Origin of the sequence: Serratia grimesii NBRC 13537, from assembly GCF_001590905.1 — a bacterium.
GTDB classification, from domain to species: Bacteria; Pseudomonadota; Gammaproteobacteria; order Enterobacterales; family Enterobacteriaceae; genus Serratia; species Serratia grimesii.
Genome location: NZ_BCTT01000006.1, coordinates 414,780 through 432,353 on the forward strand (window position 1 = coordinate 414,780; position 17,574 = coordinate 432,353).

The 17,574-nt window shown below is 52.9% G+C and carries 17 protein-coding genes and 1 pseudogene; 9 read left to right on the plus strand and 9 right to left on the minus strand.

All coding sequences use genetic code 11. The annotated features are described in order from the left end of the window. Window positions 1-46 precede the first annotated feature (46 nt). The 7 genes and pseudogenes from SGR01S_RS08575 to rlmC all read left to right on the plus strand — a co-directional run bounded on the left by SGR01S_RS08575 (window position 47) and on the right by rlmC (window position 7,029). Window positions 47-526 (plus strand): type III secretion system chaperone family protein, encoded by a 480-nt coding sequence (locus SGR01S_RS08575; protein WP_037420038.1) that lies wholly within the window; start codon window positions 47-49, stop codon window positions 524-526. Between the two features lie 408 nt (window positions 527-934). Further along, window positions 935-2,044 (plus strand): spermidine/putrescine ABC transporter substrate-binding protein PotF, encoded by a 1,110-nt coding sequence (potF, locus tag SGR01S_RS08580; protein WP_037420035.1) that lies wholly within the window; start codon window positions 935-937, stop codon window positions 2,042-2,044. 139 nt (window positions 2,045-2,183) lie between these two features. Further along, window positions 2,184-3,316 (plus strand): annotated as a pseudogene (potG, locus tag SGR01S_RS08585) (putrescine ABC transporter ATP-binding subunit PotG). Between the two features lie 19 nt (window positions 3,317-3,335). After that, window positions 3,336-4,301, plus strand: coding sequence for a putrescine ABC transporter permease PotH (gene potH, locus SGR01S_RS08590; RefSeq protein ID WP_082797612.1), 966 nt, complete (start codon window positions 3,336-3,338; stop codon window positions 4,299-4,301). Further along, complete coding sequence (potI, locus tag SGR01S_RS08595) at window positions 4,298-5,143, plus strand: putrescine ABC transporter permease PotI (RefSeq protein WP_061807170.1); 846 nt, start codon at window positions 4,298-4,300, stop codon at window positions 5,141-5,143. Before potH ends, potI begins: the two co-directional genes overlap by 4 nt. 161 nt (window positions 5,144-5,304) lie before the next feature. Next, window positions 5,305-5,775, plus strand: coding sequence for a YbjO family protein (locus SGR01S_RS08600; protein ID WP_061807171.1), 471 nt, complete (start codon window positions 5,305-5,307; stop codon window positions 5,773-5,775). Window positions 5,776-5,901: 126 nt separating this feature from the next. Next, a complete protein-coding gene (gene rlmC / locus SGR01S_RS08605) occupies window positions 5,902-7,029 on the plus strand; it encodes a 23S rRNA (uracil(747)-C(5))-methyltransferase RlmC (protein WP_061807172.1) in 1,128 nt (375 codons plus the stop codon). 50 nt (window positions 7,030-7,079) lie between these two features. Here the strand turns inward: rlmC and SGR01S_RS08610 are convergent, their stop codons facing one another. From SGR01S_RS08610 to SGR01S_RS08635, 6 genes are all read right to left on the minus strand, one after another. Beyond that, window positions 7,080-7,814, minus strand: coding sequence for an arginine ABC transporter substrate-binding protein (locus SGR01S_RS08610; RefSeq protein WP_061807174.1), 735 nt, complete (start codon window positions 7,812-7,814; stop codon window positions 7,080-7,082). Window positions 7,815-8,022: 208 nt separating this feature from the next. Beyond that, the gene (gene artM, locus SGR01S_RS08615) at window positions 8,023-8,691 is read right to left on the minus strand and encodes an arginine ABC transporter permease ArtM (protein WP_037426533.1); all 669 of its coding nucleotides are present in this window, start codon (window positions 8,689-8,691) and stop codon (window positions 8,023-8,025) included. After that, a complete protein-coding gene (artQ, locus tag SGR01S_RS08620) occupies window positions 8,691-9,407 on the minus strand; it encodes an arginine ABC transporter permease ArtQ (RefSeq protein ID WP_061807176.1) in 717 nt (238 codons plus the stop codon). Before artQ ends, artM begins: the two co-directional genes overlap by 1 nt. Window positions 9,408-9,416: 9 nt before the next feature. Continuing rightward, the gene (gene artJ / locus SGR01S_RS08625) at window positions 9,417-10,148 is read right to left on the minus strand and encodes an arginine ABC transporter substrate-binding protein (RefSeq protein ID WP_037426527.1); all 732 of its coding nucleotides are present in this window, start codon (window positions 10,146-10,148) and stop codon (window positions 9,417-9,419) included. A gap of 33 nt (window positions 10,149-10,181) precedes the next feature. Then, window positions 10,182-10,910 (minus strand): arginine ABC transporter ATP-binding protein ArtP, encoded by a 729-nt coding sequence (artP, locus tag SGR01S_RS08630; RefSeq protein ID WP_037426524.1) that lies wholly within the window; start codon window positions 10,908-10,910, stop codon window positions 10,182-10,184. Window positions 10,911-11,170: 260 nt separating this feature from the next. Continuing rightward, window positions 11,171-11,719: a lipoprotein gene (locus SGR01S_RS08635; RefSeq protein ID WP_061807177.1), complete on the minus strand. Its 549-nt coding sequence runs from the start codon at window positions 11,717-11,719 to the stop codon at window positions 11,171-11,173. A 161-nt stretch (window positions 11,720-11,880) separates the two neighbouring features. Here SGR01S_RS08635 and SGR01S_RS08640 point away from each other — a divergent pair, with 161 nt between their 5' ends. Further along, window positions 11,881-12,204, plus strand: a complete 324-nt coding sequence (locus SGR01S_RS08640) for a heavy metal-binding domain-containing protein (RefSeq protein WP_037426521.1) — start codon at window positions 11,881-11,883, stop codon at window positions 12,202-12,204. Between the two features lie 43 nt (window positions 12,205-12,247). Here SGR01S_RS08640 and SGR01S_RS08645 read toward each other — a convergent pair whose 3' ends face one another. Beyond that, window positions 12,248-13,834: a DUF3300 domain-containing protein gene (locus tag SGR01S_RS08645; RefSeq protein WP_061807178.1), complete on the minus strand. Its 1,587-nt coding sequence runs from the start codon at window positions 13,832-13,834 to the stop codon at window positions 12,248-12,250. Between the two features lie 189 nt (window positions 13,835-14,023). Here SGR01S_RS08645 and SGR01S_RS08650 point away from each other — a divergent pair, with 189 nt between their 5' ends. Continuing rightward, window positions 14,024-14,860 carry an N-acetylmuramoyl-L-alanine amidase gene (locus tag SGR01S_RS08650; RefSeq protein WP_061807181.1) on the plus strand — a complete coding sequence of 279 codons (837 nt, stop codon included), beginning with the start codon at window positions 14,024-14,026 and terminating at the stop codon, window positions 14,858-14,860. Here SGR01S_RS08650 and SGR01S_RS08655 read toward each other — a convergent pair whose 3' ends face one another. Continuing rightward, window positions 14,861-15,871, minus strand: coding sequence for a 3-beta-hydroxysteroid dehydrogenase (locus SGR01S_RS08655; protein ID WP_061807182.1), 1,011 nt, complete (start codon window positions 15,869-15,871; stop codon window positions 14,861-14,863). It abuts the gene before it with no gap. A 169-nt stretch (window positions 15,872-16,040) separates the two neighbouring features. Further along, a complete protein-coding gene (locus tag SGR01S_RS08660) occupies window positions 16,041-17,480 on the minus strand; it encodes a DUF2867 domain-containing protein (RefSeq protein WP_061807183.1) in 1,440 nt (479 codons plus the stop codon). Window positions 17,481-17,574 lie beyond the last annotated feature (94 nt).

Below are 17,574 nucleotides of genomic sequence, written 5' to 3' on the forward strand. Positions count from 1 at the left end.
TAAGCTATGCGCCTTTTCGTGTTTTGAATATTGTGAGGCTGGTATTATGGATTCACTCATTGTCCCTGATTTGGCGTTGTTACGACGCTGGCTGGATCAATCGGGCATTTCATTCTTTGAGTGCGATTCCTGTCAGGCGCTGCACCTGCCGCACATGCAAAACTTCGACGGCGTTTTCGATGCCAAGCTTGATCTGGTTGATAACGTGCTTCTGTTCTCCGCACTGGCCGAAGTGAAACCGACTGCGCTGATCCCATTGGTGGCTGATCTCAGCCAAATCAATGCTAGTTCACTGACCATCAAAGCATTTGTTGATATCCAGGATGACAACCTACCGAAGTTGATCGTTTGTCAGGCGCTCAGCATTGCCGTTGGTGTCACGCTGGAGCAGTTCACCCACTTTATGCAGCAGGGTGAAGAACAAATCTCAATGGTCATCCTCGAAGCGCGGGCGAACGATCTGCTGTTTATGGGTGACGAAGAAGAGAACACGGCTGCAGCTGACCGCCATCCAATGCTGCACTGATCCCCACTGTACATTATGTGTGCCGCCCCTCTGGCGGCATGCTGCCATTATTCCCTTCCGCAATAATATATTCTGCGTTTTACCCTCTGTTGCCAGATATTTCTCGCCGTTTATGCCATTAATGGCGTATCACATAGAGAGAAACTGCATAAAAAATCGATAAAAGCCGGTTTTAACCCCGGAGGCTGGTGCGTTCCGGCAACAGCGGTTATGCTGCTGATTCTGCTAAGGGCTTGCGATTCCCCTGGTGACCTTGCGGGCTGGGCAATAGAAAAAGGCACATGCAATCAACTGCATAGCCATTCAATCCGCGGTTGCAACGATTGCGCTCGATCAGGAAAGGTTTTGTATCATTTCGCGATACAAGTTCAATTCTATGATTCACCCCTGTTTTGGAGGTAGTTACGGATGGTCACCCAACGTAAAAAGTGGTTATCGGGTGTTGTTGCCGGCCTGCTGATGGCCGCGTCCGTCACAGCGTCAGCCGAGGAAAAAACGCTGCACGTCTATAACTGGTCCGACTATATTGCGCCGGACACCTTAGCCAAATTCCAAAAAGAAACCGGTATTAAAGTGGTGTATGACGTCTTTGACTCCAACGAAGTGTTGGAAGGCAAACTGATGGCAGGCAGCACCGGTTATGATCTGGTTGTACCATCATCCAATTTCCTTGAGCGTCAGTCGCAGGCCGGCATCTTTGAGCCGCTCGACAAGAGCAAAATACCGAATTACAAAAACCTTGATCCAGAGATGCTGAAGCTGGTGGCTCATAACGACAAGGATAACAAATACGGCATCCCATACATGATGGTGACCACCGGTATCGGCTATAACGTTGATAAGGTGAAAGCCGTATTGGGCAAAGATGCACCGGTCAACAGTTGGGATCTGATCCTTAAACCGGAAAATCTCGAGAAGCTAAAAAGTTGTGGAGTTTCCTTCCTGGATGCGCCAAGCGAAGTTTACGCCACCGTACTGCATTATCTGGGTAAAGATCCTAACAGCACCAACGCTGCGGATTACACCGGTGCGGCAAATGATCTGCTGCTCAAGCTGCGCCCGAACATCCGTTATTTCCATTCTTCACAGTACATCAACGATCTGGCGAATGGTGACATCTGTGTCGCGATCGGCTGGTCCGGTGACGTCATGCAAGCCGCCAACCGTGCCAAAGAGGCGAAGAACGGCGTGAACATTGCTTACGCCATTCCAAAAGAGGGGGCGTTGACTTACTTTGATATGTTTGCCATGCCGGCAGATGCCAAAAGTAAAGATGCCGCTTATCAGTTCCTGAATTTCTTACTGAAGCCGGACATCATGGCTGATATCAGTAACCATGTTTACTATGCTAATGCGGTCAAGGACTCTACACCACTGGTGAACGCCGACGTGCGTGATAACCCGAACGTGTATCCGCCTGCGGATATTCGCGCCAAGCTGTTCACGTTGAATGTACAGTCGCCGAAACTGGACCGCGTCATTACCCGTGCCTGGACTAAAGTTAAAAGCGGGAAGTAATACTCAGGGCTCAGTATACCGGGCCCGGTTTTCCCCGTTGTATTAACCAGCAGGTGGGTCCTCCCCGCCTGCGTTGCCATTTTGGGCCATGGCAATCGCCGTGGTTTTTTGTCCTGTTTTGCACCGGAGAGCACCCCGATTGAACGACGTCATCCCTCGTCCTCAAGCCAAATCGCAGAAGGTTTTCACTCCTCTGCTGGAAATCCGTAACCTCACTAAAACCTTTGATGGCCAAAATGCGGTCGAAGACGTTAGCCTGACCATCTATAAAGGCGAAATATTTGCATTATTGGGCCCTTCGGGCTGCGGCAAGTCGACGTTGTTACGTATGCTGGCCGGCTTTGAACAGCCGACGGAAGGGCAAATAGTGCTCGATGGGCAGGATATGTCGCACGTGCCACCTTACCAGCGGCCGATCAACATGATGTTCCAGTCCTACGCGCTGTTCCCACACATGACGGTAGAGCAAAACATCGCTTTTGGCCTGAAACAGGACAAAATGCCGCGTGCAGAAATCACCGACCGGGTGGCGGAAATGCTGTCACTGGTACATATGCAGGAGTTCGCCAAACGTAAACCTCACCAGCTTTCCGGTGGTCAACGCCAACGTGTGGCGCTGGCACGTAGCTTGGCTAAACGACCGAAATTGCTGTTACTCGATGAACCTATGGGGCGCTGGATAAAAAGCTACGAGATCGGATGCAGCTGGAAGTAACGGACATTCTTGAGCGTGTCGGTGTGACCTGCGTGATGGTAACTCACGATCAAGAAGAAGCGATGACCATGGCAGGTCGCATTGCCATTATGAACCGCGGTAAGTTTGTGCAGATTGGCGAGCCGGAAGAGATCTACGAGCATCCGAACAGCCGCTTTAGCGCGGAGTTTATCGGCTCAGTCAATGTGTTTGATTGTGTGCTGCAAGAGCGCCATGAGGACGCATTGATCCTGCAAAGCCCCGGCTTGCGTCACGCGATCAAAGTAGATTCTGATGCCTCGGTGGTAGACGGCGTGCCGATCCAGGTCGCCCTGAGACCAGAAAAAATCATGTTATGCGAAGACGTGCCGCAAGATGGCTGCAACTTTGCGGTAGGGGAAGTTGCGCATATCGCCTATCTCGGTGACTTGTCTATCTATCACGTGAAATTACTCAGCGGCCAGATGATCAGTGCCCAGTTGCAAAACGGCCATCGTTTCCGCAAAGGGATGCCGACCTGGGGCGATGAAGTGCGTCTGTGCTGGGAAGCCGACAGCTGTGTCGTGTTGACGGTGTAGAAGGTGGGGAAAAATCATTATGACAATGCTTGCTGAACGCACGCCGCCGGAACCGCCGGCTAAAACGTCCGGTCCATTGAAAGCGTTTTTCCAGCGTTTGCAGATGGCCCATGGCCGCAAGCTGGTGATTGCGGTGCCATTGCTGTGGCTGACGTTATTGTTCCTGTTGCCGTTCCTGATTGTGTTCAAGATAAGCCTGGCAGAACTGGCGCTGGCCGTCCCACCTTATACTGACTTGATGAGTTGGGCAGAGGGTAAGCTGGATATTGCACTTAACTTTGCCAACTACCTGCAACTGACCGACGACCCGCTGTATCTGGACGCCTATTTGCAATCGCTGCAAGTTGCAGCGGTGTCGACAGTGTGCTGCCTGATCATTGGGTATCCGTTGGCCTGGGCAGTGGCACACAGCAAGGCGTCGACCCGCAATATTTTGCTGTTGCTGGTGATCTTGCCGTCGTGGACCTCGTTTTTAATCCGGGTTTATGCCTGGATGGGCATTTTGAAAAACAACGGTATTCTTAACAACTTCCTGTTGTGGCTGGGTGTGATTGATCAGCCATTGGTGATTCTGCACACCAATCTGGCAGTGTATATCGGTGTTGTGTATTCCTACCTGCCGTTTATGGTGTTGCCGATTTATACCGCGTTAACACGGTTGGATTACTCGTTGGTGGAGGCCTCACTTGATCTGGGCGCCAAACCGTTGAAAACCTTTTTCAGTGTGATTATGCCGTTGACGCGTGGCGGCATCATTGCTGGATCGATGCTGGTGTTTATCCCGGCGGTCGGCGAATTTGTCATCCCTGAACTATTGGGCGGGCCCGACAGTATTATGATTGGGCGGGTGTTGTGGCAGGAGTTCTTTAATAACCGCGACTGGCCGGTGGCCTCGGCGGTCGCCACCGTCATGCTGTTGCTGTTGATCGTACCGATTCTCTGGTTCCACAAGCACCAGAACAAGGAAATGGGAGGGCAGGGATGAACAACTTGCCGGTAGTACGTTCACCGTGGCGCATCGCTATTTTAGTCATTGGTTTCACGTTTTTGTATGCACCGATGCTGATGCTGGTGGTTTACTCGTTTAACAGTTCCAAGCTGGTGACGGTGTGGGCTGGCTGGTCGACGCGTTGGTATATTGAGTTGTTCCATGATTCGGCGATGATCAGTGCCGTTGGGCTGAGCTTGACGATTGCTGCTGCCTCCGCGACCGCTGCCGTGGTGCTTGGCGCTATAGCGGCAGTTGTTATGGTACGTTTTGGCCGTTTCCGCGGTTCAACTGGTTTTGCCTTTATGCTGACGGCTCCCTTGGTTATGCCGGATGTGATCACCGGCCTGTCGTTGCTGTTGCTGTTTGTGGCGATGGGGCATGCGTTTGGCTGGCCGTCGGAACGTGGCATGTTTACCATTTGGCTGGCCCATGTCACCTTTTGTACTGCTTATGTATCGGTGGTGATCAGTGCGCGTTTGCGTGAATTGGATCGCTCTATCGAAGAAGCCGCCATGGATTTGGGTGCGACACCGCTGAAAGTGTTCTTTGTGATCACTTTGCCAATGATTGCACCCGCGCTGATCGCCGGTTGGATGCTGGCTTTCACCCTGTCGCTGGACGACCTGGTTATCGCCAGCTTTGTTGCCGGGCCGGGCGCTACCACTTTGCCGATGCTGGTGTTCTCCAGTGTACGCATGGGGGTGAACCCAGAAATTAACGCGTTGGCGAGTTTAATTCTGCTGGTGGTTGGGGTTATTGGCTTGATTGCTTGGTGGTTTATGGCGCGCTCGGAAAAACAGCGATCGCGCGAATTACAAAAGGCTGCCCGTAGCTGAGTCTGAGCAAACCTGCTATTTTTGCAATAATTGGTATTGCAATTGATTACCTGACTTTATATACGCCGTTTAAACAGCCCCAATGAAGGTCGAATTGCCGTGTTATTGGCGGTGGTTTGCAAGGGGCTGTGGCGTTTCGTTACGGAACATGGATATGTCACATGCTGAACAGCAGGCAGGGAATGGGAACGACTTCAGATGCGCCAGTACCGGTGATGGTTGCGGGTACAGCGATGGTAGCTATCAAATGCGTCAGCGTGCTGTTGCTGTTGGGTGAGCTGGGCGTTGATGGCGCTCAGGAGTTTGTCAGTACCAGTGCGCAGGCCTGGGATTCTACCTTGATCTTTCTGGCGGGTTTGTTACTGCTGTGTCTGCAAATCAGTTGTGGTTTCGCGGTGATGCGTGGTCGCAATTGGGGGCGTTGGATCTATGTTGTCTGTCAGTGTCTCGTGGTCGGTTATCTGCTGTTGGCTACCATTGGCAGTTTTCTGCCGGAAGTATTTACCGTTGAGGGGGAAAGTAGTGCGCAGATCCTGCACGAACTGATTCTGCAAAAAATCCCTGATGTTGTCATTCTGGCATTACTGTTTATCCCTACGACCAGCCGCCGGTTTTTCGCTGCACATCATTGAGATTTTCTACCCAGTGCTTTTCAGACCGTCACGTTGCGGCTGCAACTTGAAAGCTATAGGGTATAGCGGCGCAGAGTGCTAAACTCTGCGCCCTTAATTCTTCATCCTGAACCTAGAGTACTCTTCATGCATTGCGCTTTGTATACGGCGGGCACTTGCCGTTCCTGTCAGTGGCTGGAAAAGCCTTACCCGCAGCAACTGACAGACAAACAGCACCATCTGCAATCACTGCTGGCCGACCGTGATGTCGCACAGTGGTTGGAGCCGATTGCCGGCGAGCAGAGCGCATTTCGCAATAAAGCAAAAATGGTGGTCAGTGGCAGCGTAGAGCGTCCGTTGCTCGGCATGTTGCATCGTGATGGCACCCCAGTTGATCTCAGCGCCTGTCCGCTCTATCCCGCCAGTTTTGCCCCAATGTTTGATGTGCTGAAAAGCTTTATTGCTCGGGCCGGCCTGACGCCTTACAACGTGGCGCGGAAGCGCGGCGAACTGAAATACCTGTTGTTAACTGAAAGTACCCATAGCGGCGGCGTGATGCTGCGCTTTGTGCTGCGTTCAGAGAGTAAACTGGCGCAGTTACGTGCTGCGCTGCCGTGGTTACAGCAACAGTTGCCGCAGCTCAGGGTGATCTCTGCCAATATTCAGCCGGTGCATATGGCGATTATGGAAGGGGAGCGTGAAATTCCTCTGACCGAGTTGCAGGCACTGGAAGAGCAGTTTAATCAGGTGCCGTTGTATATCCGCCCGCAAAGTTTTTTCCAGACCAATCCGCAGGTGGCTGCCGACCTGTATGCCACCGCCCGTGACTGGGTGCGCGCGTTAGGCATCAATAGCATGTGGGATCTGTTCTGCGGTGTGGGTGGCTTTGGACTGCACTGCGCGCAGCCGGAAACGCGTTTGATGGGGATTGAGATCAGCGCAGAGGCTATTGCCTGTGCACGCCAGTCGGCGAAAGCCTTGGGTTTGCAACATGTTGACTTTCAGGCGCTGGATTCTACGCAGTTCGCCACCGCTGAGGGCAGCGTACCTCAACTGGTGCTGGTCAACCCGCCGCGACGTGGTATTGGTAAGGCATTGTGTGACTATTTAAACCAGATGGCTCCCGGCTATATTTTGTATTCGAGTTGCAACGCCGAGAGTATGGCAAAAGACATTCAAATGTTGCCGGATTACCGCATTGAACGCGTGCAGCTGTTTGATATGTTCCCTCATACTGCCCATTACGAAGTGCTGACGCTGCTGGTGCGTAATTAAAAAGGCCCGATAAATCGGGCCTTGAAAGTGTCAGATTTGATCTCACGTTTTTACTGTGGGAACCACTTGTCACTGATGGCTTTGTAAGTGCCGTCGGCCTTGATGGCATCCAGCGCACTGTTCAGTTTGGCCAACAGCGCTTGGTTATCCGGTCGTACGGCAATGCCCAGGCCGGTTCCGAAGTATTGTGCGTCTGTCACGTGTTCACCGACCGGAGCCAACTGAGGGTTATTCTTCAGCCATTCATTCACTACCGCAGTATCACCGAATACGCCGTCAATGCGGCCATTTTTGAGTTCGAGAATGGCATTCTGATAGCTGTCGTAAGAGACGGTATTAATCTCCGGATGCTTATCCTGCATGTATTTCTGATGGGTAGTGCCATTCTCCATGCCGATTTTTTTGCCTTTCAGATCGGCCAGCGAGCTGAATTTGCCTTTTTGAGCAATCACAATTGCCGAATTGGCGTAATAGGGTTGAGTAAAGGCTACTTGCTTGCTGCGCTCTGGCGTGATGTCCATACCGGAGATTACCGCATCGTATTTTTTGAATTTCAGTGCAGCGATCAGACTGTCGAACGCCTGATTGGTGAAGGTGCATTCGGCCTTCATTTGTTTGCATAATGCGTTAGCCAAGTCGATATCAAAACCCACAATCTTGTTACTGGCATCCAGCGATTCGAACGGTGGGTAGGTGGCTGAAGAGGCAAAGCGAATGGTCTCTGCGGCACTGGCATTAAAGGCTAAAGTCGCGAGTACTGTAGCGGCCAGTATTAGTTTTTTCATGCGTAAAGCTCCTGTCTGTAAGCCTGCGTATTTTTATCTCGTCACCGCTTGATTTTAATGACAATAACCCAAAGGTTTTGGCGACTGTTGGTCGTCATTAACCCTGCCATTTAATGAATTAATATGCAATATAAATGATTAAAAATTATCATGGGACATAAAAAAGCCCTGCACAATGTCAGGGCTTAGAGGCTTTCTTTCAGCGTGCTTAGTTGCGACGCTCAAATGCTAGCGCCCGACGCTCTACCACACGCATCAGTAGTGTCAGCAGGCCATTAACGCACAGGTATACCAGCCCGGCAGCGCCAAACACCATCACGTCGTAGGTACGGCCATACATCAGCTGGCTGTAGCCCATCACTTCCATCAGGGTAATGGTGTAGGCCAGTGAAGTACTCTTGAACACCAGCACGACTTCGTTGGAATAAGAGGACAACGCACGTTTAAAGGCGAAGGGCAGCAGGATACGCAGTGACTGCGTACGCGACATGCCGAGCGCTTCACAGGATTGCCATTGACCCGCTGGGATTGCGCGTACCGCCCCGTAAAACAGCTGGGTGGTGTAAGCCGCGCTGTTCAGCGCCAGTGCGACCATCGCACAGAGCCAGGGTTGCGACAGTAAGTCCCATAACCATGGATATTCGCGGATCGCCGGGAACTGACCTGGACCGTAGTAGATCAGGAATATCTGCACCAGCAATGGCGTACCGGTAAACAGTGTGATGTAGATTTTCACCAATGGCGTCAGGATCGGTGTTTTCAGCGTCAGGATCACCGTCAGCACCAGTGACAGTATGAGTGCCACGATCAGTGCGGTAATGGTCAACGTCAGACTGGTATGCAGCCCTTTGATTATCTCTGGCAAGAACTCAAACATCAGGATGGCCCTCGCTCAAAACGCGTGGTGCGCAGTTCGATGCGTTTAATGATGTACTGGCTGAACAGGGTGACCACCAGATAAATCGCCGCCGCTATCACGTACCAGGTAAAAGGTTCCTGGGTGCGTGTGGCGATGCTTTTGGTTTGCAGCATCAAATCATTAACGCTGATCAACGACACCAGTGCAGTATCTTTCAGCAAAACCAGCCATTGGTTGCCAAGGCCCGGCAGGGCATGGCGCCACATCTGCGGCATGATCAGGCGAAAGAAAATCGCTGCGGTGCTCATCCCCAGTGCCTGACCGGATTCCCATTGCCCTTGTGGAACGGCTTTCAACGCACCACGCAACGTTTGCGACGCATAGGCAGAATAGAGCAGGGCGAGCGCAATAACACCGCACAGGAACGGACTGACTTCGAAGTTATCAATCGCTAACTGGATGGGCAGTTGGAACACACCGAAATTCAGGGTGAAGCCATCGGACAGCATCAATAGCAGCTGCGATGAACCGAAATAGATGAACAGCACCACCAGAATTTCCGGCAGGCCGCGCAGCAGGGTGACCCAGGCAGTGCCGAGCCAACTAACCACTTTCCAGCGTGATGACTCCCAGACGGCAAACAGCATCGCCAGGATCAGCCCAAGGATAAGGGCACAAACGGCAAGGCCGACGGTCATCCCGGCGGCGCTTGCTAAAGGTTGGATTTCATTCATCAGGGTTGATTACTGCTGGAACCATTTTTTGTAGATGGTTTCGTAAGTCCCATCCTGTTTGATCTTGTCCAGAGCAGCGTTGAATTTGCCCTGCAGATCGGTGTTTTTCTGGCGAACGGCAATACCCAACCCAGTACCGAAGTAGTCTTTATCGGTCACTTTGTCGCCCACTGCGGCCAGCGCGGTGTTTTGTTTCAGCCATTCGTTGACGACTGCGGTGTCACCGAATACCGCATCAACACGACCGTTTTTCAGATCCAAAATGGCGTTCTGATAGCTGTCGTAAGGCACGGTGGTGATTTCCGGGTGTTTGTCGGTCAGGTATTTCTGGTGAGTAGTGCCGTTCTGCACGCCCACTTTCTTACCTTTCAGTGCAGCCACGTCGGCAACTTTGCCTTTTTGGGCGACAAACAGTGCGGAGTTATCGTAATACGGCTTGGTAAACAGAACCTGTTTTTCACGCTCTGGCGTGATGTCCATACCGGCCATGACTGCATCAAAACGCTTGAACTTCAGGCTTGGGATTAGGCTGTCAAAGGCTTGATTCGTGAAGGTACACTCAGCCTGGATCTCTTTACACAGCGCATTGGCCAGGTCGACGTCAAAACCCTGGATTTTGTTGCCGGCGTCAATAAATTCAAATGGAGGATAAGACGCTTCAGTAGCGAAACGGATCGTTTCGGCTGCAGAGGCGGAAACGCTGATGCCAGCCAAGACGGCGGCGATTATTAGTTTTTTCATCGCAAACTCCCCAAATTACAGCAAGTAAAATTGTTAGTGTGATAGGTAATTAGCAAACTCGGTGGTCTGTGGATTCTTGAAGTGGCTGGCATCGCCTTGTTCCACTACGTGGCCGTTTTCCATGTACACCACGCGGCTGGCGGTTTTGCGCGCCACTTCCACTTCGTGGGTGACGATCACCTGGGTGATCCCGGTGCCGGCCAATTCACGAATGATGCTGACGATCTGGGCGGTAATTTCAGGATCCAGCGCGGCAGTCGGTTCATCGAATAGCAGTACCTGCGGTTCCATCATTAGCGCCCGGGCGATAGCGACACGCTGCTGCTGCCCGCCGGAAAGGTGCAGTGGGAAACGATCGGCAAAGTCGGTCAGGCGCAAGCGTTTCAGCAGTTTTTCGGCACGCTCCATCGCCTGAGCCTTGGTCAGGCCCAGCACGCGGCATGGCGCTTCGATCAAGTTTTGCACTACGGTGAGGTGAGGCCAGAGATTGTATTGCTGGAAAACCATACCGACGTTTTGACGCAGCTCGCGAATGGCTTTTTCACCAGGAGCCTGCTTGAAGTCGAATTGATTACCGGCGATCTGCAACTGGCCCGAACGTGGCATTTCCAACAGGTTCAACACCCGCAATAACGAGCTTTTCCCTGCGCCGCTTGGACCAAGCAGCACTAAGGTTTCCCCTGCTGGGCAATCCAGCGTGATGTCAAACAGCGCCTGATGTGCGCCGTAATAGCAGTTGATACCGTTAAGTTGAATGCTCATGCGCCAGAATTGAATAGATATTGATGCCGCGAATGTTAACTTCCACAGAATACTTATGCAATCTTTGTGCGTTAAAATTTATTACTGCGCGGCATGATAGTAAAAGAATAGCACAAGATACCGCGTGTCAGGTTCGAAGGGGGGATTTGTCGTGCATGCTGTGAGGTATGTAGCGAAATTTCTTAAATTGAACAAATGTTGAGCGCAATCAACGTATTTTTCTGCCTACCGGCCTTGGCGAGGCCGGTAGGCGAGTGAGTTTACTGGTTTTCCAACACTTGGCGCAGCGTACCGCTGGTGGCATGCGGCGGCACGTTCAGGTAGCGGATATCGTCCACCACCCAACAGGTGCCTTCGCGCACCATCAGCACTTCATCCTGCCAGTTGACTGCGCTGCCACCGTCTTTCTGGTAGCTGAGCTGAACGCGCAACGGGATATTTTTGGCATCGGTATTAGGAATGGTCGACGCGCTGGCGACGGTGGCGCTGGTCGGCCCCTGAGCATTGCCGGTAAACAGATCGCCGGTGACCTGATGTTTGCCCGGATTCTGGTTAGCCGTCACCAGATCTTGGTACAGCACTTTACTCAGGTAAGGTTGCAGTTGCGCCAGACGGTTGCTGTCCGGCAGGGTAGTACCAGCACCTTGCTGCAGGCGCAAATCGTAAAATTTCTGTGCGACCGCATCCGGGCCGCCTTCCACACAACCGCCGGTACGGGTGCCGATATCCTTGAATGCCGGCTCGACGGTGGTACAGGCACTCAGTAACAGCGCTAAGGGCAAAACAGCCGCAATCGTTTTTGTTTTCATCTCATTACCTTATGTGAAAGTCTCTACCATGAAGACCATTAGCCTACAGTATAAATGCGTTTTCAGGCCTTGCATTCGTACTGCGTGCCATTTCATAACAGAACATAATGCCAAACTGATGGTCAGATAAATGCGATGAATCAATCAAGCAAGGAGTTTTGATGCAGCTTTCTACTACCCCGACCCTGGAAGGGTTTACCATTACCGAATATTGCGGCGTTGTCACCGGTGAGGCCATTTTGGGGGCCAATATTTTTCGTGATTTCTTTGCCGGCGTGCGTGACATCGTGGGCGGGCGTTCCGGTGCCTATGAGAAAGAGCTGCGTAAAGCGCGTCTGATCGCCTTCAAGGAACTGGAAGAGCAGGCACAGGAGTTGGGCGCAAATGCGGTCGTCGGTATCGATATTGATTACGAAACCGTCGGGAAAGACAGCAGTATGCTCATGGTGACCGTCAGTGGCACCGCAGTGAAAGTCAGTCGTTAATCCTTTTCTCTGATGCCCCGGCGTTTGCCGGGGCATTCTCTTCTTATTCTGTTTTGCGTTCTTCAATTTTGACTGGACGGTGTTCCTGCGGCCTGACCGCGGGGGCAGGGCGATGTTGCACCTGTTGAACTTGCTGCGGATGGAATGGGCGCGGCGCGTTATTGTTAGGTGGTGTCAGGGTATTAGGACGTTGTTGAACGGGTTGTGGGCGAAAAACGTTGGCTGCGGGCGCCGTATGGACTACCGGTTTAGGTGCCGGTATATGGGCTGCCTGCTGTACAGCCTGCGGCGCAGGTGTCCGTTGCTCTGGTTGGCGTATTGGCCGATTATCAGTCTGATGAGCGGGAACTGGCGCTGCCTGTACTCTTGGCGCTGCCTGAATTTTTGGCGGTTGTTTCACTGTTGCAGGGGCAGTATGGCTAAAATTAGGCATGGTCATGGGTTGCTGACTGTGCGCTGAAGGTGTCGTTACATGTGGTGCAGTAACTGTGCCCGTATGGGTAAAGTTCGGGGCAACCATTGGCTGACGGCCTGCTGCTGCCACCGGTGCCTGCGTAGCAAAGTGAGGCTGTTGCATAGTCGCGACATTAGGCGCCGGATGAGCAACTGGGGCGGCAAAACGCGGTGCCTGATTCACCGGTGCGTTGTTGAAGTTGTTTACAGTGTTGCTGCGGTTCACATTGTTTACAGTGCTACTGCGGTTCACATTATTGTATTGGTTAATATTGGTCACACGGTTAACCACCGTGGTGGAATGCGAAATATAGGGGGCATTGTTGTAGACCACCGGTTGCCGCCGATTATTCCAGTGCACATCCCAGCTATGCCAGTCGTCATGATGATTCTGATTAATTAATGCCCCGACCACGATACCTACACCAAAACTGATAACGCCGGTTGCGAGCATATCGCCGCTGCTATAGCTGGACGCGCTTTGATAGTTGTAATTGGGGTAGGCGGGGATGGGTTCGCCATAGGCTACCCAAGGGTCGTAACGCGGGACGTAAACCACATCCGGCTGGCTGGGTTCAATAACAATGGTCTGAGCTGGGGCCGTCACTATACTTTGCGGGTAAGGTTGTTGCTCAACGTATTGTGTAGTCGGTGCCACAATCACTCTTTGCTGAGGTGATGTTTTGAGCGTGCCTTTAGCCGATGCACGTTGACGTAACACCTGAATGGCATTCATCACATCAGTGGGATCGTTGAGATAAGCACTGCCCAACGCCGTGGTCCAGGGGATATTTTTCGCCATCTGGTCTAATACATCAGGAAATTGAACCAAACTACGTACGCTGGGATCCCAGGGCTGGGTGTCTGCAGCCGTGGTGAGTGCCGCCGGTTGCAGGCCGCGGTTTTGCCCCAGCCAGTTATCCGCAGCACTGATTTGATCAGGATAACCCGCACCGGCGAGGACCTGAGCCAACAGCTTGTCAGGGAAAAGTGCCACCGGGCTAACTAATTGATACAGTTGATCGGCGCTCAACGGCGTATAGGCCGGAGGAGGGGCAGGCGATGCTGCGGTTGGGGAACCTCCGCCCATGGTGTTGGCCACTGTTTTTTGATCACATCCACTGAGCGGCAGCATGGCGATACAAATCAGCCATGTTAAATAGCTTGGCTTGAACATGAGTGACTCACTTTTATCAGCGCAGGTAATATTATGAGCCTAACAGCTGCTGTGCACTCTGCTAGCCAGGCGTAACACTCGCTTGCACATCTGGCTGATCTGTCATCATTTATTGATTAACTTGATTATTGGATACAGGTTAATCAACCTGAGTTACAAATTCGGGCATCAAAAACGCAGGAGGGAGTCTTGAAAATTTGGCCTGGGATATGTGTTGCGGTGCTGCTCGCAGGTTGCCAAAGTGAGCAGCAGGGTACGACGGTTGATCGCGGCGATTACCAGCTTGAAACTCTGCATCAGGCGCAGGGCGCGGACCAACGTATTCGTTTTTTGGTGATGCATTACACTGCAGAGGATTTCCATTCTTCGTTAAAAACCCTGACGGATGAGCACGTCAGTGCACATTATCTGTTACCTGCGCACCCGCCGTTGGTGGAGGGCAAACCGGTTGCTTTCCAACTGGTGCCGGAAGCTCTGCGTGCCTGGCATGCTGGGGCCAGCAGTTGGCGTGGCAGAACCAACCTGAATGATACGTCGATCGGCATCGAAATTGTCAATCGCGGATTCAACCGCACGCTGCTGTTTACCCATTGGCAACCGTATACGCCGCAACAAATCGCGCTGCTGGTCTCACTGAGCCGCGATATTATTCAGCGCTACGGTATTCAACCGATGGACGTGGTGGGCCACAGCGATATCGCGCCGCAGCGCAAGCAGGATCCAGGCCCGCTATTCCCCTGGCAACAACTGGCTCAGGCAGGCATAGGTGCCTGGCCGGATGAGGATCAGGTGCATAAACTGTTGGCCGGGCGGGATAAGCATGCCGAAGTGCCGCTGGCACCGTTGATGGCCAAGCTGGCGCGTTACGGTTATGGCATGGATGCGCAGTGGGATGTTCGGCAGCAGAAAAACGTACTGGCGGCGTTTCAGATGCATTTCCGGCCCAGCGATTATCGTGGTGAGCCGGATGCGGAGAGTGAGGCGATTGTCGACGCGCTGTTGCTGAAATACGGAGCTGCCCGTTAATTACAGACCGTGCAGCTTGCCGTGTTCTTTTAGCCAGCGGGCGGTGCGGGAAATGCCTTCATCCAACGAAACAATGGGGTGATAGTCCAGCTCTTGTTGGGCGCGTGTGATGTCCAGCGTCAGATCAAAATTTAGCTTGGCGACACCATAGTGTGTCAGTACCGGCTCTTTTTCGCTTTTGCTGCCGAGTTTTTCCATTCCACGGGCCATCATATCGAGCATGGGATAGGGCACAGAACGGATCCGGCACTTCATGCCAAGCTCGTCGATCAATTGCTGTACGACGCTGCGTAACTGGCGTGGTTGCTGATTGGTAATGTTATAAGCGCGACCGGATGGCGTATTTTCTTTCTGGGTGGCCAGCCACATGGCATGGACCGCATTCTCCAGATAAGTCATGTCCACCAGTGCTGCACCGCCGCGCGGCAACAGCAGATTGCCATAGCGTTTTATCATTTGCAGCAGACGCGGCAGCATCACTTTGTCGTGCGGTCCGAATAACCCCTGAGGACGCAGGATAGTGAAGTGTGTTTGCGGGTTGGATAGCGCCAACTGCTGGATCACGTGTTCACCGGCGGCCTTGCTGCGAGCGAACTCATTCGCATAACGCACGGGGCGGAAGTCTTCGGTAATGTTGCGGTGGTGGTGATAATCGAAGTAAACCGCCGGCGAGGAGATATGGATAAACTGCGACACACCGTAGGCTGCCGCCCATTCTCCCAAGCGGCGGGTTGCGCGCACATTGGCCAGTTCGAACGCTTCTTCAGTGCCCCAAGGAGAGGTAAAACTGGAGCAGTGCCACAGAACGTCCACGTCGGCCAGCATAGCTTTGGCCTGCGATGAGATCAGATTGGTGAGATCGGCATGAATGAATTCCGCGCCCATTTTTTCCAGCAAACTGCCCATGGCCAGGTTGCGGCCGGTGGCGCGCACTTTTATGCCCTGACGACGGAGATATTCAACGGCGTTACGGCCTAATCCACTGGTTGCACCGGTGACCAATACCTTCATAACGAACTCTATTCTCACCAAAAATCAGAATGCTGACGGCCTTCAGCGGCGCTACAGCAAATAAGATGCCATTCTTCCGTTATTTCGTGCTCTATGCAATCGGAAAGGGCCTAACCGCAGCAGCAAACTGTGCGGTTGATCGACAATTAAGCACCGGGATACGACTTAATTATGGCAAAGTACGCTGATGCTCTTCAGCCAACCGGGCGATACGTCGCGCCATACCGCGAAAAATAAATAGATGAGCCGGCATCATAGCGAACCAATACAGCAGCCCACTGAATCCCGCCGGGTGCCACCAGGCGCGCACATCCAGGGTGCGGTAATCACCGTGGTCCTTGATTGTGAAGGCGAGGCGGCCTAATCCGGGGGCTTTCATACCGAACAATAACGCCAGTAACCGCTGTGGTTTGATGGTGATGACTTTCCAGCCGTCGACCAAATCGCCAACGGCCAGCGTGTCGCGCTCTGGTCGGCCATAAACCACACGGTTGCCGATCATATCGTCCATACGGGCGCGGATCTGCCACAGGATGTTGGCATAAAAATAGCCCTCTTTACCGCCCAGTTGTTGCACCGTATGCCACAGTGCCTGGCTGGATGCCGAGGTTTCCAGCGAACAACCCGCTTGTTTCGGGTAGAAGCCATAGCCCGGTCGCCAACGAGCCCTCGCTTCTGGGTCGTAACCCCAATCGGCGGAATCAACCACGTCTTCCTCACGTTTCAGCGTCGCGGTCACCGCCTGATCAAAGGTTTGCAGTCTTTGCGGGATCAGCGCTTGTATGGGTTTACCGTCGGCGGGCAGGTCGTGATTCAACCCCTGGATTAGCGCACTGGCAATAGAAGTCGGCACCGAGGTAATCATGCTGATGAACCACACCGAGATAAAGCGCGTCGGCAGCGGGATAGGGATCAGCCAACGTTTTTTACCACTGATGGCGATGAAGCGTTCAAACATGGTCTGGTAACTGATGTACTCCGGGCCAGCGACATCAAAAATACGATTTTCTTCTGCCGGATGTTCTAGCAGATCGGCCAGATAGACCAGCAGGTTTTCTAACGCGACCGGCGACGATTTGGAGCGCACCCAGCGCGGTGGCGTCAGTATCGGTAGGTTGTAGACCATATCACGCATGATTTCGAAGGCGGCGGAGCCGGGGCCGACGATGATACTGGCGCGCAGCTCGGTGATCGGGATGCCGCTTTGGCGCAAGATCTCACCGGTCAGCTTGCGCGCGACCAGATGCGGCGAACTTTCTCCGGCCGGTTGCAGTGCGCCAAGAAAAATAACCTGTTTGACGTTGGAGCTGCGCAACGCATCACGCAGGTTTTCCGCTGCCTGACGCTCTTTTTCAATAAAGTCATCGCCGTCACCCATACCGTGGATCAGGTAATAAACGGCATCTATGTCCCACAGTGCGGCGGCCAGCGTGTCCGGCTGGTAGACGTCGACATACTGGCAGTTAACGTGTGGCCAGTGCTGTTCTTGCAGCCATTCGATACGACGCGCGGCAGCGGTAATGTCATGCCCCTGCTCAATCAGGTGGGGGATCAGGTTTTGGCCGATGTAGCCGCTGGCTCCAAGAACCAGAATGCGTTGGGGTGTCATTAGCGCCGCCTTATGCGGTGAAGTTCATGGTCACAGGATGCCAAATTCACAGTTTAAATGCACTTTTTGTGTGGTTATGAGGGCGTTGCATCCG